This is a genomic window from Pseudoalteromonas sp. CF6-2 (assembly GCF_021729425.1).
GTDB lineage: Bacteria > Pseudomonadota > Gammaproteobacteria > Enterobacterales > Alteromonadaceae > Pseudoalteromonas > Pseudoalteromonas arabiensis.
Genome location: NZ_CP091442.1, coordinates 619,838 through 639,032, shown reverse-complemented (window position 1 = coordinate 639,032; position 19,195 = coordinate 619,838). Strand labels below are relative to the sequence as shown.

General features: G+C 39.7%; 21 protein-coding genes and 1 pseudogene. 12 read left to right on the top strand and 10 right to left on the bottom strand.

What is annotated here, in order from left to right:
• Positions 1–118 precede the first annotated feature (118 nt).
• From L3Q70_RS03045 to L3Q70_RS03035, 3 genes are read left to right on the top strand one after another with little or no spacing between them, the layout of a single operon-like run.
• Positions 119–496, top strand: a complete 378-nt coding sequence (locus L3Q70_RS03045; RefSeq protein WP_016708221.1) for a MerR family transcriptional regulator — start codon at positions 119–121, stop codon at positions 494–496.
• 60 nt (positions 497–556) lie between these two features.
• On the top strand, positions 557–946 hold the full coding sequence (merC, locus tag L3Q70_RS03040; protein ID WP_016708222.1) for an organomercurial transporter MerC: 390 nt from the start codon (positions 557–559) through the stop codon (positions 944–946).
• Positions 934–1,152, top strand: a complete 219-nt coding sequence (locus tag L3Q70_RS03035) for a GDCCVxC domain-containing (seleno)protein (RefSeq protein ID WP_062566147.1) — start codon at positions 934–936, stop codon at positions 1,150–1,152. Before merC ends, L3Q70_RS03035 begins: the two co-directional genes overlap by 13 nt.
• Position 1,153: 1 nt before the next feature.
• Here the strand turns inward: L3Q70_RS03035 and L3Q70_RS03030 are convergent.
• The 7 genes and pseudogenes from L3Q70_RS03030 to cadR all read right to left on the bottom strand — a co-directional run bounded on the left by L3Q70_RS03030 (position 1,154) and on the right by cadR (position 7,579).
• A pseudogene (locus L3Q70_RS03030) lies at positions 1,154–1,715 on the bottom strand (manganese efflux pump MntP family protein).
• A gap of 51 nt (positions 1,716–1,766) precedes the next feature.
• A complete protein-coding gene (gene qatD, locus L3Q70_RS03025; protein ID WP_016708224.1) occupies positions 1,767–2,498 on the bottom strand; it encodes a Qat anti-phage system TatD family nuclease QatD in 732 nt (243 codons plus the stop codon).
• Positions 2,495–3,829, bottom strand: a complete 1,335-nt coding sequence (qatC, locus tag L3Q70_RS03020) for a Qat anti-phage system QueC-like protein QatC (RefSeq protein ID WP_016708225.1) — start codon at positions 3,827–3,829, stop codon at positions 2,495–2,497. The genes qatD and qatC overlap by 4 nt, the downstream gene beginning before the upstream one ends.
• Positions 3,822–4,709 (bottom strand): hypothetical protein, encoded by an 888-nt coding sequence (locus tag L3Q70_RS03015; protein ID WP_237114827.1) that lies wholly within the window; start codon positions 4,707–4,709, stop codon positions 3,822–3,824. Before L3Q70_RS03015 ends, qatC begins: the two co-directional genes overlap by 8 nt.
• Before the next feature lies 1 nt (position 4,710).
• Entirely contained in the window at positions 4,711–6,471 is a 1,761-nt protein-coding gene (locus L3Q70_RS03010) for a P-loop NTPase fold protein (RefSeq protein WP_016708227.1), read from the bottom strand.
• Positions 6,435–7,058, bottom strand: coding sequence for a recombinase family protein (locus tag L3Q70_RS03005; RefSeq protein WP_016708228.1), 624 nt, complete (start codon positions 7,056–7,058; stop codon positions 6,435–6,437). The genes L3Q70_RS03010 and L3Q70_RS03005 overlap by 37 nt, the downstream gene beginning before the upstream one ends.
• Before the next feature lie 131 nt (positions 7,059–7,189).
• The gene (cadR, locus tag L3Q70_RS03000; RefSeq protein ID WP_016708229.1) at positions 7,190–7,579 is read right to left on the bottom strand and encodes a Cd(II)/Pb(II)-responsive transcriptional regulator; all 390 of its coding nucleotides are present in this window, start codon (positions 7,577–7,579) and stop codon (positions 7,190–7,192) included.
• A gap of 82 nt (positions 7,580–7,661) precedes the next feature.
• Between cadR and L3Q70_RS02995 the strand changes: the two genes are divergently transcribed.
• The 7 genes from L3Q70_RS02995 (at position 7,662) to L3Q70_RS02965 (ending at position 15,836) form a co-directional block, all read left to right on the top strand.
• Positions 7,662–8,315: a cation transporter gene (locus tag L3Q70_RS02995; protein WP_016708230.1), complete on the top strand. Its 654-nt coding sequence runs from the start codon at positions 7,662–7,664 to the stop codon at positions 8,313–8,315.
• A 12-nt stretch (positions 8,316–8,327) separates the two neighbouring features.
• Positions 8,328–9,056, top strand: coding sequence for a transglutaminase family protein (locus L3Q70_RS02990; protein ID WP_016708231.1), 729 nt, complete (start codon positions 8,328–8,330; stop codon positions 9,054–9,056).
• On the top strand, positions 9,049–9,948 hold the full coding sequence (locus tag L3Q70_RS02985) for a cation diffusion facilitator family transporter (protein WP_016708232.1): 900 nt from the start codon (positions 9,049–9,051) through the stop codon (positions 9,946–9,948). The genes L3Q70_RS02990 and L3Q70_RS02985 overlap by 8 nt, the downstream gene beginning before the upstream one ends.
• A gap of 45 nt (positions 9,949–9,993) precedes the next feature.
• Positions 9,994–10,356 carry a hypothetical protein gene (locus L3Q70_RS02980; RefSeq protein ID WP_016708233.1) on the top strand — a complete coding sequence of 121 codons (363 nt, stop codon included), beginning with the start codon at positions 9,994–9,996 and terminating at the stop codon, positions 10,354–10,356.
• Between the two features lie 75 nt (positions 10,357–10,431).
• A complete protein-coding gene (locus L3Q70_RS02975) occupies positions 10,432–11,754 on the top strand; it encodes a TolC family protein (protein WP_231387283.1) in 1,323 nt (440 codons plus the stop codon).
• 2 nt (positions 11,755–11,756) lie between these two features.
• A complete protein-coding gene (locus tag L3Q70_RS02970) occupies positions 11,757–12,671 on the top strand; it encodes an efflux RND transporter periplasmic adaptor subunit (protein ID WP_016708235.1) in 915 nt (304 codons plus the stop codon).
• 54 nt (positions 12,672–12,725) lie between these two features.
• Entirely contained in the window at positions 12,726–15,836 is a 3,111-nt protein-coding gene (locus L3Q70_RS02965) for a CusA/CzcA family heavy metal efflux RND transporter (RefSeq protein WP_016708236.1), read from the top strand.
• Between the two features lie 91 nt (positions 15,837–15,927).
• Here L3Q70_RS02965 and L3Q70_RS02960 read toward each other — a convergent pair whose 3' ends face one another.
• The gene (locus L3Q70_RS02960) at positions 15,928–16,068 is read right to left on the bottom strand and encodes a cupredoxin domain-containing protein (protein WP_229677580.1); all 141 of its coding nucleotides are present in this window, start codon (positions 16,066–16,068) and stop codon (positions 15,928–15,930) included.
• Positions 16,069–16,942: 874 nt separating this feature from the next.
• Here L3Q70_RS02960 and L3Q70_RS02955 point away from each other — a divergent pair.
• Together L3Q70_RS02955 and L3Q70_RS02950 are read left to right on the top strand one after the other, a co-directional pair.
• Positions 16,943–17,464 carry a DUF305 domain-containing protein gene (locus L3Q70_RS02955; protein WP_016708237.1) on the top strand — a complete coding sequence of 174 codons (522 nt, stop codon included), beginning with the start codon at positions 16,943–16,945 and terminating at the stop codon, positions 17,462–17,464.
• 1 nt (position 17,465) lies between these two features.
• Positions 17,466–18,197 carry a glutaredoxin gene (locus L3Q70_RS02950; protein WP_016708238.1) on the top strand — a complete coding sequence of 244 codons (732 nt, stop codon included), beginning with the start codon at positions 17,466–17,468 and terminating at the stop codon, positions 18,195–18,197.
• A gap of 217 nt (positions 18,198–18,414) precedes the next feature.
• Here L3Q70_RS02950 and L3Q70_RS02945 read toward each other — a convergent pair whose 3' ends face one another.
• Both L3Q70_RS02945 and L3Q70_RS02940 read right to left on the bottom strand, forming a co-directional pair.
• Positions 18,415–18,765 (bottom strand): hypothetical protein, encoded by a 351-nt coding sequence (locus tag L3Q70_RS02945; RefSeq protein ID WP_004589646.1) that lies wholly within the window; start codon positions 18,763–18,765, stop codon positions 18,415–18,417.
• A 50-nt stretch (positions 18,766–18,815) separates the two neighbouring features.
• Positions 18,816–19,187 carry a hypothetical protein gene (locus tag L3Q70_RS02940; protein ID WP_016708239.1) on the bottom strand — a complete coding sequence of 124 codons (372 nt, stop codon included), beginning with the start codon at positions 19,185–19,187 and terminating at the stop codon, positions 18,816–18,818.
• Positions 19,188–19,195 lie beyond the last annotated feature (8 nt).

Genomic DNA, 19,195 nt, shown 5'->3' with positions numbered 1-19,195 from the left:
ATATGTGAACTTAATTCTACAAAGCGGACGCTTAGCGACCCCGTTCATGCAATAAAATTGAGTTTAGGCAATCCGCATTAATTGTATAATGATGTCTCTGCTTCTAAAGAGTATGTTTATGAGAACCATTGGAAAACTGGCAAAAGATTTAGATATCAATGTTGAAACGATCCGCTTTTATGAGCGCCAAGGTTTAATAGAGCAGCCTCCAAAACCCGAATCAGGTTATCGAAAGTATGACGAGACACACGCTAATCAACTCAAATTTATTCTGAAAGCTAAAGCATTAGGGTTTACGCTGAAAGAAATTGAATCACTGATGTCACTAAGTAGCAGTTGCGCTGATATAGAATCGATGGGATTGCAAAAACTTAATCTCATCCGTAATAAAATTGCTGATTTACAGCGGTTAGAGAAAGTAATTCAAGATATGACAGATTCTTGCAAGGCCAATCAAGACCCTCAATCCTGCCCGGTAATAAATTCACTTAAATAGCTATTGACCCCGTACTTATGTACGGAGTTTATACTACCTTAAAAATTGAGGTAGATAGTTATGATCAATAAAATTCTAGATAAAGTAGGTTCTGGTGGCGTTTGGCTAGCCGCCCTTAGTTGCACAGCATGTTTTCCTGCGCTCGGCTCATTGGCATCTGCGCTTGGGTTAGGTTTTCTTTCACATTTTGAAGGGATAGCGGTGAACACCTTATTGCCATTATTTGCTTCACTAGCGTTGTTAGTTAATTTCTATAATTGGTATCAACATCGAGAGTCATTAAGAGGCATTTTAAGTGTCATTGGCCCAATTGCAGTATTGCTGACCCTTTATCCTTTATGGCAATACGACTGGAGCACTTACTTATTTTACTTTGGGATCATTTGGATGGTCGTAATGTCTATTTTAGATATTGTTAAGCCCATTAAGGAACCAGTATGCAAGGTATAGAATTAAAATCTAAGATAACTTGCCCTGAATGTGGATTTAGCAAAGTTGAAACCATGCCTACAAACGCTTGCCAATGGTATTACGAATGCGAAAGCTGTAAAGCACTACTTAAACCGTTCAAAGGTGATTGTTGCGTTTACTGCTCTTATGGAACAGTTAAGTGTCCTCCTATTCAAGAAGGCAATGCATGTTGCTCAGGTAAGTAGCCTAGTATTCGGTGGTTCTGTGCCAACCAAGTAATATCTTAAATGCGATTGCGATTAACACTAAACCACCAAATAGTTCAGCTTTAGACTCCAGCCATACGCCACTTCTTTAGCCGATATTCACACCAATCTAGCTAAAGGCAAACGTCGTGACGCCTATTATCAAGCAAGCTACGGCTATGTCTACCTCAAGCAATGTGATTGCATAACCTGCCGCCATTGCATCAATACTGGCGGCAATAGCAAGAACAAATAGCACACGATGAGTAACATTAGCAATATCTTCTTCAATTCCTTCAGATTGGGACTCATAAATCATTTTTGCCACCGATAAATAATAGCAAAATAAAAGCTATCCAAGGTGCATAATCTTCAATCCAAGATGATCATCCTTTACCGCTGTAATAGCCTAAAAGAGGTATAAAGCCTTGGAAAAATCCAAAATAAGCAACGGCTTTAATAAAGAGTTTTTCAGCATTTGCTACTTTTTTAGAACCTAAGCCTATGGATACTGCAAACACGTCCATACTGAGTGCTATAGCTAATACAAATACTTCAAACAAATCGATTAAACCTGAATAAAATTGTTATAAGATTACGTGACGTATAATTAGTTACTTGACTGATGTTAAACACCTAAGGTTTGCTGACAGTTGCTCAATTATCGAAGCCTTATTTTTACACCAAATTTCAGCCAGATATTCAGTAACAGTGCCAACACTTGAAGGAAACAGAATATTCCCCGCCACTTTGGCGAAAGGGCCATCAGTTTCGAGTAAAATCCTATCTTGAGGTATCCACGATATTACTTTTTTAGCTCTGGCTGAAGTAAGCATGGCTGGCCCAATAGAAAAGAAACAGCCTAGCTCGACGGCTTCTAGAACTTGCTTCTTAGTACCTAAAAACCAATGAAGAATAGAAGTACCAGCATTGGGGTATAACTTAAGTTGTTCAAGTACTTCACCTGTCGCATTAAGACTATGGATAGTTAGTATTTTGTTATCAAAGTCTTCACATTTTTTCAAAATATGCGTGAAAACCTCTAATTGATCATCAAAGTAATCAGCATAACCTTTTGAGCCATCCAGCCCAATTTCTCCAATATATCTAGTTCTATCAACTAGCTTATCGAATAGAGGTAGTTCATTTTTCCTTAAATGAGCAAGTTGAGGGTGAAGCCCCAAAGCCGTTTTACAGTGTTTTATGCCACTTGTTAACTGAACAGTACCTTCAAAAGCTGAAGGCACCGTAGTTACTGATAGCACGTAATAATTACTGCTTTTTATGTCGTTCAATACCTCTTTATGATCTGGATATAAATCAACATGGCAATGAAGATCCATCATGATGATTTATCCGCTTGGAGAAATAATTCAACCTCTGCTAATCCTCGCTTAATAGTTGATTCTAGTTTTTCTCGTATATCTTTATCTTGTGGTATTGGTCCTGACTTTCGAAGCCAAGAACGATAATTGTCAGTCTGTTTCAACCGGATAATGGCAGTTTGAACCGCTTGGAGATCATCGCGAGTATCTTTTTCTTTAATAAGACCTCTCAACCGCTTTGTCTTGTATGGCGCATCTTGTGTAAAACCAGCATGAAAAACTGACGCTCTTCGAATAAGGCAAGGTACACAATGCCCACACTGTTTATGCTCTCTGTGCCAATGACTACAAGAAACACTCAGAGGAACTGCTTTTCTAATTGCGTCTTGATCAACACATTCCGCTAACATTTCACCTTTAGTTTTGAATTGATAGGGGTTTACAAATTTGACATGAAACCCAGTGTCTCTAAGCAAAGATTCAAGCCTGCTTAGAAAATTAGGATGAGTAGTTCTAGTACTATGGCTACCAATCCGTCTTCTGGTAAGCGGTGGATTTATAGAAATATAGCCATTCTCAGGGACGACAATAGTTTCAATACTGCTATCGCAATTAGCATTTCTTAAGGCTGATATACCAAGTACCGCCATAGCTAGGAAGTTGAAGCTTCTTCCCCTCATGCTAATGTCAGTTTTACCTTCTAAATGCTTGATAATATGAGGAGACATTGAATAGGACAATTCGCCGAATGGCGGGGATAATAAATGCTTAATATCTTCCTGTTTTGCGCCATCACCACGATAAGCGTGACTAACCAAAAGCGGTTTTAAGGCTGACTCTCCGTTTAAAATGTCAATTGCACCAACTGCGCTGTCAAGACCTCCTGAAAAAAGGCAGACTGAGTTGAGTCCAATTAATGATTTTGCTTTTGCTTTCGCTTGCTCACTTGTTTTAGGAGTCGGCATCGGCATAGTTGTTTTTTCAAAAGTAAACTGCCATTGATCGCCCGTTAGAAAGTTGAGCAAAGAACTTAGTTCAGGCTCAACAGTATTCCACATATCCTCATCGGTAACAGGAACATGTAAATGCATTTTTCTAGCCCATGCATTTTCTGCATTATCCCTCAATTCAAATGTATCAGCGGCGGTAACGGCGGTTGCAATTGTTATCAGATCTATTGCATCAGCATCTACATGCAATCCTAAATCACGAACTGTTTGTAGTAGTTGTTTTGACACCAAGCTGTGCTTAGTGATGTCATTTTGATGCGTGTGAAACATTTGGACAGGATGACAGTCTTCAGAAAAATCAGGCAAGTTAGCTGGGTCATGGTTAAAATAAAAATTAGTCATCAAAACTCTCCCATTCATCCACTGTCATTGCAATTGCATCAGCTTGAATTTTAGTAATATTTTCCTTGCTAATAGTACTAGGGTTGCCATTAGTTACTTTGTCTAACTGCTTTTGTGTGATCACTTTTATTAATTCCCTTAATTCTACTTCCATTTGATGATGCTTACTTGCAGGCTCAACATGAAACCAAGCTCTGCCCATGCCTTCAACCACATCCTGAAAAATAAGATCTGTTAAATAACAGCCTATGGCTTCTTGAATAACTTCGTCAGTAAAACTGTTTGGGTCAAATTCTTCTGTATCGGGGAGTGCTTCTTCTAGTGCGTAATCCAACGCAACTCTTACAGCATCCGAATCGGCATTATCAGGTGCCAAATGACTAGCAATTTTGTCAATTGCTTGGTCAGTCGATAACCCAGTTAGATCACCTAATGATAAGCTTTGATTATTAACCGTTACGGTGTCGCCACGCATGACACCAAGCAATCCAGAACCAGCCGTTATACCGCTTGCTAGTCTCCGGCTTGTGCTTTTACCTCCGCCAGAGCCTTTTCTAGAGTAACTTTTTAATGAACGCCTTAGATCTGAGGTTGAGCCACCTGTTTGTGCATATTTACCAAATGCTCTTCTGGCGCTGGCAAACCTATTTGGAGGTGGCGTTGCTGTTGGCGAACCACCGATTTCTTGTTGAACCTTGTCATTGTCAATATCGTTGGTATGGTCATTCTGATCATCAGATTGATTGTTATCAGAACCAGTTTGATCATCCCCATCAGTACCTGATGCAGGCTCTATTGTGACGGGATCTCCTTGCTCTGCCCAAGATGGAATTAGCGGACTCTTGTTATTCGGTCCTGTAGACGATGCGGACGTACCCATATTACTTAATTCCCTCTAGTTCTTTTAAGATTGGATTGAGCCACCTTTGACGAGGCAAGCTTTTTAAGAATGTAAGAAGACTTAAGCAACATTTATCATCCTGCTTGGCAAGTAACACGGCTCCATAGATGCCTGTTGGTTTTTCGGTCCAATCACCAATCAACTTAAAGTTTTCAATCAAACCATCCATGACTGACATGTACTCTTCCTTCGGAGTTGTGGTAATCGCAGTAGAGTTAACGCCACTGACCCTTACCTTTTGCTTCATTAATTCTTCTACAAGTTTTTGAGCAGCTCCCGACATTACCGCATTAACAGCACCCATTGGAATGCTTTCTCGGCTAAGGTATGCCGCTGGGGTCAAATCCATCTCAGTAAACATTGGAGGTAATTTTGACCATTTATCAATAAAAGCTAGGTCGAGTTTCCACTCTTCAGGTAACTTTATTTCATCAAATTCAACTTCTGAATTTTCGAGATCCGCTAAAACTTTTGGATATCCGTTTTCCTTATCAATTAATTCATAAAGCTTGTTAGTAGCCTGAGTGCCTAAGCACCTCTCAAAAATTACCAGCTTAGTGATAGTTTTCTCGTCAAGCTGCATTCCTCGACGGTGAGCCGTTTTCTTTCTCATCTTAACTTGATTGAGTAATCGCTTAACTATGCGAGGGTTACCGTTAATGTTTGTGGATTCAGCTAATAGTGGAGCTAACTGTTCAGCAACTACAAATTTGCTTCTGAGTCCTGAATGCTTTTCGATATCGTGATCCTGAAGAAGCTCATCAACGGTAATTTGTGGTTGTTTCCAAGAAAGCCTTAATGATTCTTCAAGGGCACATCTTATCGCTTCTAACTGAGCATCTGTCACTCCGTGGTCTTGAGCGGTGAGCATCATTAAATATGCCCTTATCTCAAGAACACCGGGCCTTGGTACATGCACAGGAATTTGAATAAGCTTGTCTAAATAATCAGTTTGATGTCGTTGAGATGCACCTTTGTGATATTCAGGTACTGCCAAACGGATCATGTCTTCATCGGCGGCAATGACAAATGCGGTATTTGGTAAAAATAGAAATAATCTGATCGCCTCAAGTGTTGAAATGGCATTAAATGGAGAGCAGCGATCTAAATTATCGACATAGACAATAAGTGGCTTATCAAACTCCTTTAACAGATCAGAATATGCTTTTCGGAATTCTTTAATTTCTTTAGGAGGTGAGAATGATTTCTTATCTTTGATCAAACCTTTGTTTTTCTTCGCAACATCCTTAGCGCCATCGACAGCACCTTTTACATCATCAACATCAAGTTCACCATCGTCACCACCACTGAATAGTCCCATGATCTTCTGTATACCACCCATAGTCGGTATACCAGCTAATGCTGCACCACCATTCATTAGCAGTCCCATCAGTCTGATCTTATCTATTCGTCCAGCAAACTCTATTGCTTTTGCACTTAGATTTTTATCGTCTGCTGCTTTTTTTACTAAAGTAGATGCAATTGTTTCTAATAGCGCTGCTTTAGCGTCATCGTATCCTTGGAAAGTCCATGCATCGAAATGCACTTGGATATATTCTTGTTCATCAGTTTCCAAAGATGCTTTGGTAAGTTCAAGAATCGTGGATTTTCCAGCGCCCCAATCACCAAAGACACCTATACTAATAGGCATTAATTCCTTTTCAGTGATAAGATCTTTAATCGACTCAGCCGTTTCATTAAAGTTTAAGAAGTCAATTTTTGACTCTTTATCAGACCACATAACATCTCCTTTTGTTTATTATTTTTTTGTTCCATTCTTTCAATAGTTCGATGAACCGTCGGGCGGCTAACAGAATATTTCTTCGCTAATGCAGAGATCGATTCACCATTTAATTTATCTTTATATAATTCTTTCGCTTGTTTGTCTGATAAAGCAGGCAACCTACCCATATGTTTGCCTTTAGCCTTCGCTTCTTCGCGACCTTCTGCGGTTCTGGCTTTTATAAGATCCCGCTCAAGTTGAGCGAATACTCCACATAGGTTGATCATGGCGGTGGCAAACGGATTATCATTTTTAGTATTGAGAGAGCCGTCGATAATATTTAAACAAGCCCCCTTTTTGTGGATACTTTCAATAGCCTCAAGAATAGACTTTAATGATCGGCCTAGCCGATCAAGGCGAGTAACAATTACCTCATCACCCTCCCTGATAAAATCGATGAGTTCCTTTAGCTTTTCTTCATTTCTAATGGAAGCACCTGACTGTTTTCCTTGAAATATTTTTTCACAGCCATGAGCGTCCAACTTGGACAGTTGAATATTTAAATCTTGCTCTTTAGTTGAGACTCTTGCAAAACCAACTTTCATATGTACGAAACCTGTAACTTTCGTACATCTTAACAATCAAGTGAACGAAAGTACATTAAATAAATTTCGTACATGAACGTAATAAAATATAGTTATTCGTACACAACACGGATAGAAAATGAATGACAATTCTAACTATCAAGTGACTTAATTATTCCACACGCTTCAATGGTGTTTTCAGTTGTACACAAACTTGCCATTTGTTGAAGCTCAGCTTTTAGTGCTTTGAGTTCTCTCATTCGATTGTTAACTAAGGCCAATTGTTGAGCAATGAGCTTATTAACACTTGCACAGCTTTCTTCTGGCTTATTTTTCAGTTCCATAAGGCGTTTAACATCTGTTAGAGGGATATCCAAACTTCGGCAATGCTTTATAAACTCTAATTCTTTTAAAGCCCGTTCACCGTATAACCTGTAATTCCCTTCAGTACGTTCAGGAGTTGAAAGCAACCCTTCTTTCTCGTAATACCGAATTGTTTGTATCGAACACCCTGTCGTTTTTGAAAGTTCACCTATCTTCATAAAACTTTAGTCCTAAATCTTGACTCTATAGTCACTATAGACTTTATAGTTAAGTTATCAAGCAAATAACTAAGGCCGTGCAATGAGTGGTTGTGGTTGCGAAGTCGAACTAAAAGATGCGAAACAAAAACATGTGCTGTATTGGTTGCTAGGTATTAATGCGGTTATGTTCTGCGTTGAGATTACTGTGGGCCTATATGCAAACTCAACGGCTTTGATAGCAGATTCAATGGATATGCTGGCTGACGCAATTGTCTATGGTATTGCTCTATATGCCGTGAGCCGATCTTTAAAGCATAAAGCCAATGCAGCCCTTATCAGCGGTTACTTTCAGCTGACACTCGGAATACTGGTAATCTTTGACATAGTAAGAAGACTCGGAGAAGGTGAGCCTCACTCTTGGTTCATGATCGGCTTTGGTTTTGTAGCATTAATAGCAAACGTCATTTGTTTAGTTTTAATCAGAATGCAAAGCAATGGTGAAGTCCATATGCGTGCAAGCTGGATATTTTCAGCCAACGATGTGATCGCAAACTTGGGGGTCATTGCTGCTGGTGTTTTAGTGATGCTACTTGATTCTCGCTGGCCTGACATTGTGATTGGTAGTGTGATTGCAACCCTAATTTTAAGAGGGGCTTACCTGATTATTACTGATGCGAAGAAAGAGCTGAGCAACGCAGAGTTAACAAGCGAAAACAATAGCTGTAGTGGAAGTAAATCAAAATCATGTTCTTAAAGGAGATGGATAATGAGTGCTAATTATTTAGAGAAAACACAAATATTAGACTTAGATGATCACAGCATCCAATCTCTAATAGCAGATCGGAATTGGAATACAATGGATGAATACAACACAATAGGAGCTGCTTACACCTTTGTTAAAGATGAGATTCAGTTTGGTTACAACCGCAGCGATGATATATCTGCGAGTGAAGTTTTAGCGGATGGCTATGGACAGTGCAATACCAAGGGAAACTTGTTAATGGCTCTATTCCGAGCGCTTGGTATTCAGTGCCGATTTCATGGTTTCACGATTGACCAACAGCTTCAGAAAGGCGCTATTCCTTCTTATGTATTTTGGCTTGCCCCAAAATCCATTATCCATAGCTGGGTAGAAGTGCTCTATGAAGGTAAGTGGATCAATTTAGAAGGCTTCATTCTCGACGAAGCTTACCTAAGTTCAATTCAATCCAAATTCAGTCAAGCTAAAGATAATTTTTGTGGTTATGGAATAGCTACTACCTGCATAAGTAACCCAGAGACGAACTGGGTTGGTAAAGATACTTATATTCAAAAAGAAGGCATACACGACGACTTTGGCTTTTATGACTCACCCGATGAATTCTATGCTGAGCAGGGAACCAATCTAACGGGTATTAAACGTTGGGCGTACCAAAACTTTATCCGTCATATCATTAATTGGAATGTACAAAGGCTTAGAAGAAAAAATGTAACCGCCGAGGCTCAACATGCATAACCACTCTCACGGTCATGATCACCCTCACAATGATGAGGACGCTTCGAGACGCATTGGCTGGGCTTTTTTTCTAAACCTCACGTTTACCATCATCGAATTTATCGGAGGTTGGTTAACCAATAGTACGGCAATCATGGCAGATGCTATCCATGATTTAGGAGATAGCATCTCCATAGGCACCGCATGGGGATTAAATAAGCTCAGTAACAAGCCTGCCTCTAGCCAGTTTTCATATGGTTACAAGCGCTTTTCATTGCTTGGCGCATTGATTAACGGTTTGGTATTAACTGTTGGTTCTGTTTTTATACTAATTGAGGCCATACCAAGATTAGCTAACCCCGAAATGCCTCAAGTCGAAGGAATGCTTTTATTAGCTATTTTTGGCATGGTGGTAAACGGTTACGCTGCCTATAAGCTAAGTCATGGAAAGACCTTAAATGAACGAGTTTTAAACTGGCACTTGCTTGAAGACGTTTTAGGTTGGATAGCTATATTTATTGTATCAATCGTATTGATGTTTGTTGAATGGCCCATACTCGATCCTATTTTATCAATTGGGTTTACCCTTTTTATTTTATTTAATGTTGTAAGAACACTGAAAACGACACTTATGCTCTTCTTGCAAGCGACACCAGATATTGATCTTATTGAAAATATTAAATCGAAAATAGTTTCTAAAGCCATTGTGGGTGAAGTACATCACTTACACATCTGGTCACTTGATGGTGAACACAACGTTTTAACCGCCCATATTGTTTTAAACACTGAAATATCTAACGAAGAGCTGAAATCGTACAAGCTAGAGTTGCGACAGGAGCTTAAAGAGTTTGATTTTGCTCATACAACAATTGAAATAGAGTTCATAGACGAGCAATGTCGTGACGCAAGCTAAACGATAGTGTTAACATTGGCATAACTAAGAGATAGTTGAAACGAAATGAATATTAAACAATTCCCTGCATACATCATGATAGTGCTGATATTACTTCAGTCATTTTCTGCTGTGGCAAAAGTTGCTGATGTTCATATTGTTGATTCCGAGCATATAAAAACCGAGCATGTTCATGCTTTAGATGACCACATTTCTTCTGAAAAATTAATACAATCATCAGCAGATAATGACCAACACAACCCCGCTGATTGTCATCATTGCGGACACTGCAATGGCTCGCATGTACAGTTTGCTACGCATGTTTACATCAGTAGAGACATTGATTTCAAATCAAGTCAGGTATTTGATTATTTAAAAGTAGTCATTGAAGCTCCCCCTTCCAGATTACTTCGACCTCCCAAAAGTTAGTCCTTTTATTTAATTGGCGCGTTAGGCGGTGAAGCCAACGCTCGTTTCATAAAATAAACAGGACAAAATATGAATATGTCTTATTTTAAGGCCCCCGTACTTGCTTGGAAGAAAGTAAAACGGTTGCTTCTGTTGTCGTTTTTAGTGACAACTAATAATGTATTTGCAAATGACTTAACTGTTGATTCAGTTTCATTGTCAGAGGCAATACAACGAACACTTGCAAACAACCCACAGCTAACAGCTTTTAAATACAAACAAAAGCGTTTAGACGGCGAGTTAGCTACCGCAGGGTTAAAACCTGAATATAACGTCAGCGCTGAATTGGAAAACTTTGCAGGTACAGGTGATGTATCTGGATTCAGCGACGCTGAACTTACCTTATCAATATCTTCCGTGGTGGAATTGGGAGATAAGGTAAATAGCAGAAAGCTTTATGTTAATGCCCAACAGCAAGCAATAGCTGTTGAAAAAAGAATACAAACACTCGATATTTTGGGTGAAGTAGCAGCTCGCTATATCGATGTTTTGACGTTACAGCAAATCATGCTCGTCAATGAAAATGCAGAAAAGCTAGCACGAGAAACCTATCAAACTGTCTCCAAAAAAGTTCGTGTTGGTTCGGCACCGTCATCAGAGCAAAAACGAGCTGATGCAGCTTTAGCAACAGCTCGACTAAAGACGCTAACCATTTCCAAGCAGTTAGAGGCCAGTGTTCGTAAGTTAGCTATTATGTGGGGAGAACAATCACCGCAATTCTCTCGTGTATCAGGCGATTTATTTGCACTTCCCAAAACAATATCACTCGAATACATCATGGCTCAACTTTCTCAAAGTCCTCATATATTAGCTTATGCAGAGCAATCGAGAATTCAGCAAGCTCAATTACAATCAATCAACGCACAAAGCCACGCTAATATAACGTGGAGCGCAGGTGTGAAAAGACTTGAAGGTAGCAATGAGACTGCGTTGGTTGCAGGAATTAGCGTCCCTCTGTTTACGAGTGATAGAAATAGAGGCAGCTATCAATCTCAAAAAGCAAAACTCGATGAAGTTGAGCAGCAACGGAAAGCCAGTGAGCGAGCAATTTACAGCCAATTAGCGACATTTTATGCGGCTCAGGAAGAGGCTCGCCTTACGGTTGAAACCTTACAAACCAGTATTATTCCGCCTCAAGAAAGTGCTTTGTCATTAGTGCAAAAAGCCTATTCGGACGGGCGCTTTAGTTATTTAGAGCTAGTTTCAGTTCAAAAAGAGCTTATTGAGATGCAATATGCGCTTATTTTTGCCGCAAGTGAGGTTCACAAACAAAGCGCCTCCATTGAGTCCTTATCAGGCATTCCATTAATTTCTTCCGGCAATACAGAAAGCCAACTTTCAAGCTTTATTGAGAATTAATCATGAAAAAGAAAAATATATTAAATTCACCAATCAGCCTTTTCAAATTAATGCTTGTTGCTGTAATTGGTTTCACCTCCATCACGACCTCAGCCAGTGAAGAACACAAAGATGAAATAGTCTCTATGTCTGTTGAGATGGCTAAACAAAACAGCATTGAAACAGTAGCAGCAACTAGCGGTGTTATTCATAACGAAGAAGTTGTATATGGAAAAATCGTTGCCGATCCTGCCTCACTTGCGCACGTTAACGCTAGATTCGATGGTGTTATTAAGGAAGTAAAAGTCAATCTCGGCGAAGAGGTCAAAAAAGGTGAAACGTTGGTAGTGATTGAATCCAATGAGAGCTTAAATCAATATTCGATAAAAGCACCAATGTCTGGGCGTATAGTCGCTAGGCAAGCCAATATTGGCGAGCTTACAAATGGTGAAAACTTGCTGACAATAGCCAATTTTGACGTGGTTTGGGCACAACTATCAGTGTTTCCTACTCAGCTAAGTAAGGTTAACGCTAACCAGCAGGTGCTAATTCATAGCACTGAATTTAATCAAAGTGCGCAAATTAGCTATTTAACACCATCACTAAACGACAAGCCATACTCATTGGCATTTGTAAAATTGGATAACAAAACCAACAAGTGGCCGCTTGGCACTGTAATTAAAGGTGCGGTTACGACCAGTCAACACTCTGCTCCAGTTGTTGTGCCAAAAGGAGCCATTCAAGAGTTTGAAGGCAAAGATGTTGTTTTTATTAAAGAAGGCAATGAATACCACCCTAGCGCCGTAAAAACTGGCGCTTCAGACGCTATCAATATTGCTATCATCGACGGTTTGAACGTCGGCGAAAGTGTGGTTGTAAAGAACAGTTATCTGCTAGTTGCTGATCTAAAAAAATCGGAGGCTGGACATGAACACTAATCTCCGACCTTTTTGTCCTCTACATATTGGCTTCAGTATTATCGAGGTGAAAATATGATCGCTTGGATACTAGAATTATCTATCCGTAGACGTGGTACTATGTTGCTTATGGCCTTGTTTATCATCGCTTTAGGAATATGGAACTATCAGAAGCTACCTATTGACGCTGTGCCAGATATAACCAATGTACAGGTACAAATAAACACGCAGGCTCAAGGTTATTCACCTTTGGAAACAGAGCAACGGATTACGTTTATCGTCGAAACGGGCTTGGCGGGTTTACCTAAGCTGGATTATACCCGTTCACTTTCTCGATATGGCCTGTCGCAAGTGACTGTTGTGTTTGAAGAAGGCACAGATTTGTATTTTGCCAGAAACCTAATCAATGAGCGACTTAGCGCAATTAAGGAGCAACTACCGTTTGGCATTGAACCAGAAATGGGACCAATTGCTACGGGCCTCGGTGAAATATACATGTACAGTATAACTGCCGACGAAAGTGCAAAGCAGAATAATGGCTTACCCTATGATGCGATGGCGTTAAGGGAGATCCATGACTGGGTAGTGAAACCACAACTTGCATTGGTTAAAGGGATTACGGAAATCAATGCAATTGGTGGCTATAAAAAGCAATACCATATCAATCCCGATCCGTTAAGGATGTTGCACTTCGGTATTACCAGTGAAGCACTATCAAATGCAATAATGCGAAATAATGCAAATCAAGGGGCTGGATTCATCGAAAGAAGCGGACAGCAAATTCTTGTTCGTTCACAAGCTCAGTTGCAATCTATTCAAGACATCCAAAACGTCATTATAAAAAGCGACGACGGCACACTTGTAAAAGTTAAAGATGTCGCCGAAGTTGCGATAGGAAAAGAGCTAAGGACAGGAGCTGCATCACTGGAAGGCAAGGAAAGTGTGATTGGCACCGCAATGATGCTGGTAGGAGAAAATTCACGCTCGGTGGCATTGGCTGTTGGTGACAAGCTTAGTGAAATCCAAAACAGTTTACCTCAAGGCGTGTCCATAGTTCCCTTATATGACAGGACAACTCTGGTTGATAAAGCAATTAGCACCGTACAGAAAAATCTTATTGAAGGTGCATTACTGGTTATCTTCGTATTGTTCCTATTACTGGGTAACATACGCGCCGCTTTGATTACCGCCGCAGTAATTCCTTTGGCAATGTTGGCAACAATCACGGGCATGGTTCAAAGCAAAGTCTCTGCGAATTTAATGAGTCTGGGAGCCTTAGATTTTGGATTGATTGTCGATGGCGCGGTAATAATCGTTGAGAACTGCATTAGGCGGTTAGCAGAAAGCCAAAAACGAAATAGTTCTGTCATTTCCCTGAAAGAACGCCTAGACATTGTTTATTCTGCTACCAATGAGGTTATACGACCTAGTGTTTTTGGCGTATTGATCATAACGATTGTCTATTTACCTTTGTTTACCTTATCGGGTGTCGAGGGCAAAATGTTTCATCCGATGGCCGCAACGGTGATAATCGCTCTATTGTCTGCAATGGTATTTACCTTCACGCTAGTCCCCGCTGCGGTTGCTTTATTCTTGAAAGGCAAAATCAGCGAAAAAGAAAGTCCAGTAATTGTCGGCGCTAAGTCAGTTTATAGTCCTGTTTTGAAGTGGGCTTTAAAACTACGTTGGCTAGTTGTTTGCGGCGCTGCTTTACTTGTGACATTTAGCATATTACTTGGTAGTAAATTAGGATCTGAATTTGTTCCTCAACTTAATGAAGGTGACATTGCACTGCACGCGATGCGTATTCCGGGCACGGGTATTGACCAAGCTGTAGAAATGCAGAAGGTACTTGAACAACAAATTATGAAATATGATGAAGTTGTTACGGTGTTTTCAAAAACGGGCACAGCAGAAGTTGCGACAGACGCGATGCCGCCAAATGTGACTGATACTTTTCTGATATTAAAGCCGAGAGAGCAATGGCCCGACCCTAATTTAACGAAAGAGGATTTTGTTGAAAGGCTGGAAAAAGATCTCAGCTCTATTCCCGGCAATAATTATGAGTTTACTCAACCAATTCAGATGCGATTTAACGAATTAATTAGCGGAGTAAGAGCTGATTTAGGGATTAAGCTCTACGGTGATGATCTATCCCAACTTGTCATTTCTGCACAAGAAGTTTTGGCTACACTCAATACAATTTCAGGTGTTGCTGATGCGCGGCTCGAACAAGTTGATGACGTGCCTATCTTTACCGTTAACCCCAAGCCTGAAGCATTAGCGCTATACGGGTTGGATGCAAGCGACTTACAGTCTTGGTTAAAAACAGTCGTGTCAGGTGAAGGCGCAGGGTTAATATTCGAAGGTGATCGTCGATTTGAAATTGTAGTTAGATATCCTGAGCTGTTGAGAGCCAACCTTGATCAGCTAGGTAATTTGCCAATCGCGACAGAAAGTGGTGAGTTTGTACCTGTAAGCGAAGTTGCAGAGTTAAATTATACGACAGTTCCAAGTCAAATAAGCCGAGAAAATGGTAAGCGACGAATTGTAATTACAGCAAATGTTAGAAACCGAGATCTAGGCTCATTCGTACAAGAGGCACAGCAAAAAATTCAACAAAATGTTGAATTGCCTGCTGGTTATTGGCTTGAGTACGGCGGAACATTTGAGCAACTTGAGAGTGCAACGCAAAGATTATCCATCGTAGTACCTGCCACATTGTTTGTAATTTTGACACTGCTTGTCATAGCATTTAGTTCAATAAAAGATGCCCTGATCATATTTAGTGGTGTGCCTTTAGCACTTACAGGCGGCGTATTGGCTTTGTGGTTAAGAGACATGCCTCTTTCAATTTCTGCTGCTGTTGGATTTATCGCTCTTTCAGGGATAGCTGTATTAAATGGACTGGTGATGCTGTCATTCATTAAACAGCGATTACTTGAAACAGGAGAGCTAATAAACTCAATTATCGAAGGTGCAACTATCAGGCTTCGCCCTGTATTAATGACCGCTTTGGTTGCTAGCTTAGGTTTCATTCCTATGGCATTAAACGTCGGAACTGGGGCTGAAGTTCAGAGGCCATTAGCAACGGTGGTAATTGGAGGGATTATTTCCTCTACTTTACTTACTTTAGTTGTTTTGCCTGTTCTATATAGAATTGTTTACAGTAAATACAAATCTTAACTTTAATTTAGAGGCTTCTCGTAATGTTTTCGAGAAGCCTTTTGTTAAGTTACTTTTGCTCGTTCAGGTGTGTAAAAAGACCTATTTAAAACTAAATTACTTTTAAGACGCCGCGATACATTTGTATCTGACAATGAAACTCATGCTCTCCCTGTGACAAGTTTAATAAGGTAATTTGAGTAATTTCATTTAACTTAAGCTGTTCGCTTATATCCAATGAAGGAATAAGCATTATTTCAGCGCAGGGGGATTGCTCTTTATGACCGTTATGAACGCACGTCATTATTGCTAATTGCGCAGATTATGAATGAAACTGGTAAACGGATTATCATTTTTTGTACTGACAGAACCATTAATAATCTTTGAACAATCGCCCCGTTTGTGAGTACTTTCAATGTCCTCAAGAATAGACTTTAATGATCGGCCTAGCCGATCAAGGCGAGTAACTATTACCTCATCACCCTACCTGATGAAATCGATTAGCTTCTTTAACTTTTTTCATTTCTAACCGAAGTACCAGACACATTGCCTTATAATATTTTTTTACAACCATAATAGCCCAACTGAACAGTTGAGCATTCAAATCTTGTTCTCTAGTAGATACTCTTGCAAAACCACTTTCATGTGTAGGAAACTTTTAGCTTTCGAACATGAACGAGATAAAAGATCAATATTCGTTCATTTAAAAAGTGAAATAAATGACAACTCTAACTATCAAGATTAATTCTTCCACATGCTTTAACTGTGTCTTCACTTGTACACGAGCTTACATTTGTTGAAGCTCAGCTTGTAGTACTTTGAGTTCCCACATTAGATTGTTAACTAAAGCCAATTCCGCCTGTGTCTATCACAAGTTCAAAACTCAAACTCTAAATATAAGCTGATTTGATCTCCTTCAAAGAAGATTTTTTGCCCATAAACTCTTACACCGAAATGTGTAGATTAGTACTGATTCACAATAATTGCGCTGAAATTGAGTCAATCGTATTACAAATACTCTTATTGATACTGGCTCATTACTTGCAATTTTTCGAGAACATGACCACATGTAGAGAATAATAGGCTAACAGTGGGAAATATTTACACTATCAATGTAAGGATTACTTATGAAATACTCAAGATTTGCTGCAATGATCATCACCTCAACCATTGCTATGTTTGTCATGATGTATCTCAACACTTACGCAGTATCACATATATGGTTTAGTGAAACGCGTATCTATATGTCGTTGTATATGGGAGCAGGTATGGCAATGATCATGCTGGCCTTTATGCTTGGCATGTACAGTAACAAGAAGCTCAACATGGCTATTTTTCTATTGGCGACAATACTGTTCGCCATATGTCTTTATCTTGTTCGCTCTCAAAGCACAATTTCTGACACTGCCTACATGAAAGCGATGATTCCTCATCACTCCATTGCTATTCTTACTAGTGAGCATTCAACTTTGGAGGATGTACGCGTGCGTGAATTGGCAAATGGTATTATTAAAGCCCAACGAAAAGAAATAAAAGAAATGGAATGGCTGATTAAGGATATTTCTGAAAATGGAAAGGTCAGCTCACAAGCTCAGGCTGAGCAACGACCGCTCCCAAAGTTTGAAGGCACACTGAACAAAGGAGGCTAAGATGACTAAGACAGCTACCCTGTACAGAATGGTCACTGACGAACATATCTGCCCCTATGGTTTAAGGTCGAAAGATTTGCTGGAGAGGCAAGGGTATGATGTAGAAGATCATAAGCTCACGTCAAGACAACAAGCTGATGACTTCAAAGATAAGCATGATGTCAAAACTACGCCACAAACCTTTATTGAAGGAAAGCGTGTCGGAGGATACGATGACTTAAGAGAGTATTTTGGTAAAGATGAAGCAGGTCAAACTGGCACAACCTACACGCCAGTTGTAGCCATTTTCTCGATAGCTGCACTTCTTGCTGTCGCATCTCAACATTTTGCTTCCGGCTCATTTATCTCCATCAGAACACTGATGCTATTTATAGCTTTTTCAATGACGCTCTTAGCGGTGCAAAAACTGAAAGACCTATACAGTTTCACAAATTCGTTTATTACTTATGATTTACTAGCGATGAGATGGATAAGATATGGTTATATTTATCCCTTCATTGAAGCATATGCAGGTATTGGTATGGTTGCCCAACTACAGCCTCTCGCAGTGGCACCATTTTCATTGTTTATCGGCACAGTTGGAGCAATTTCAGTTTTCAAAGCCGTTTACATTGACAAACGCCAGTTAAAGTGTGCCTGTGTAGGCGGCGATAGCAGTGTGCCACTTGGATTTGTATCGCTATCTGAAAACTTATTTATGATCGCGGGAGCATTGATTATGCTGCTGATGTAAAGGTATAGCTCTATTCGGCGGCCCCTTAACTGTTAAGATTAGACCTAGGATGCCAGCCCACACCTTTCTAATCCATATGTAACATTTTTTTCTGTCGTACTGGCATCAAGATAACCAGAACTGAGCAAACAATCTCAAAGGTTGTACAAAATAACACTAAAGCTTTTTCATTAAGTTTTATTGTTATGCTCTTGTGGTGGCTTTCGCCACCACTTTATTAGTTTTCAAGTTCCACCATATCTTTCGCTGCAATGTCACCAGACACTAGCTTTACAGTTGCGAAATGATCATTCACAATTTTAGTAATTTGTACCGTTCCTACCTTTTCGATAGTGTAGGGATCTTCACCTTCACTCAATACTATTCTTTCATGGAATCTAATAACACTGTATTTTTGCCCAACCTCTGCGCCATGCTTAGCACCAATACAGATTAGAGTTCGATTATCAGAACTTTCTACTACCTGACCTCTCATCATGTATTTATGATAAAAAGTGGTATTGGAACAACCCACTAAATATAAACCGAATGTAAGCAATAAAAGAGCTTTTATATAGGGTGTTTTCATCACTGTTACCTCATTTGACTAACTAATTATCTATACACTTTTTTATGAATTCATTTGTTTTTCCGGCCAGCCCCCGAAGGTGCTTGATGACAACTCCAAGGCTTATGAACAGAGTTATCTTTGATGTTCTGATCAACAAATTTATAGTAACTTTCTTTAGTATGTGTCCACCAATCATCATGAACATCTGCGCCATACTTACGGATTACCTCCTCAATCCCATCAAGGCTTACGTTTGCGGCATCATAGGCAAGGTGTATTTCACCTTCTTTGATGTTGTAACTAACTTCATCTATACCAAAAAGCTGATCTATTTCTTTTACTAACTCGTCACAGCTTTCTTCTGTGACATGGCTAAGCTTTAGATTTCGAACAACTAAATTTTGCTCTCTAACGCCAACTCTATGATCTAAATCGCTCATAATTTTTC

Excerpts from the sequence above, each read along its gene's own strand:
- L3Q70_RS03045 (WP_016708221.1), top strand. The coding sequence starts at position 119 with ATGAGAACCATTGGAAAACTGGCAAAAGATTTAGATATCAATGTTGAA.
- merC (WP_016708222.1), top strand. The coding sequence starts at position 557 with ATGATCAATAAAATTCTAGATAAAGTAGGTTCTGGTGGCGTTTGGCTA.
- L3Q70_RS03035 (WP_062566147.1), top strand. The coding sequence starts at position 934 with ATGCAAGGTATAGAATTAAAATCTAAGATAACTTGCCCTGAATGTGGA.
- qatD (WP_016708224.1), bottom strand. The coding sequence starts at position 2,498 with ATGATGGATCTTCATTGCCATGTTGATTTATATCCAGATCATAAAGAG.
- qatC (WP_016708225.1), bottom strand. The coding sequence starts at position 3,829 with ATGACTAATTTTTATTTTAACCATGACCCAGCTAACTTGCCTGATTTT.
- L3Q70_RS03015 (WP_237114827.1), bottom strand. The coding sequence starts at position 4,709 with ATGGGTACGTCCGCATCGTCTACAGGACCGAATAACAAGAGTCCGCTA.
- L3Q70_RS03010 (WP_016708227.1), bottom strand. The coding sequence starts at position 6,471 with ATGTGGTCTGATAAAGAGTCAAAAATTGACTTCTTAAACTTTAATGAA.
- L3Q70_RS03005 (WP_016708228.1), bottom strand. The coding sequence starts at position 7,058 with ATGAAAGTTGGTTTTGCAAGAGTCTCAACTAAAGAGCAAGATTTAAAT.
- cadR (WP_016708229.1), bottom strand. The coding sequence starts at position 7,579 with ATGAAGATAGGTGAACTTTCAAAAACGACAGGGTGTTCGATACAAACA.
- L3Q70_RS02995 (WP_016708230.1), top strand. The coding sequence starts at position 7,662 with ATGAGTGGTTGTGGTTGCGAAGTCGAACTAAAAGATGCGAAACAAAAA.
- L3Q70_RS02990 (WP_016708231.1), top strand. The coding sequence starts at position 8,328 with ATGAGTGCTAATTATTTAGAGAAAACACAAATATTAGACTTAGATGAT.
- L3Q70_RS02985 (WP_016708232.1), top strand. The coding sequence starts at position 9,049 with ATGCATAACCACTCTCACGGTCATGATCACCCTCACAATGATGAGGAC.
- L3Q70_RS02980 (WP_016708233.1), top strand. The coding sequence starts at position 9,994 with ATGAATATTAAACAATTCCCTGCATACATCATGATAGTGCTGATATTA.
- L3Q70_RS02975 (WP_231387283.1), top strand. The coding sequence starts at position 10,432 with ATGTCTTATTTTAAGGCCCCCGTACTTGCTTGGAAGAAAGTAAAACGG.
- L3Q70_RS02970 (WP_016708235.1), top strand. The coding sequence starts at position 11,757 with ATGAAAAAGAAAAATATATTAAATTCACCAATCAGCCTTTTCAAATTA.
- L3Q70_RS02965 (WP_016708236.1), top strand. The coding sequence starts at position 12,726 with ATGATCGCTTGGATACTAGAATTATCTATCCGTAGACGTGGTACTATG.
- L3Q70_RS02960 (WP_229677580.1), bottom strand. The coding sequence starts at position 16,068 with ATGCTTATTCCTTCATTGGATATAAGCGAACAGCTTAAGTTAAATGAA.
- L3Q70_RS02955 (WP_016708237.1), top strand. The coding sequence starts at position 16,943 with ATGAAATACTCAAGATTTGCTGCAATGATCATCACCTCAACCATTGCT.
- L3Q70_RS02950 (WP_016708238.1), top strand. The coding sequence starts at position 17,466 with ATGACTAAGACAGCTACCCTGTACAGAATGGTCACTGACGAACATATC.
- L3Q70_RS02945 (WP_004589646.1), bottom strand. The coding sequence starts at position 18,765 with ATGAAAACACCCTATATAAAAGCTCTTTTATTGCTTACATTCGGTTTA.
- L3Q70_RS02940 (WP_016708239.1), bottom strand. The coding sequence starts at position 19,187 with ATGAGCGATTTAGATCATAGAGTTGGCGTTAGAGAGCAAAATTTAGTT.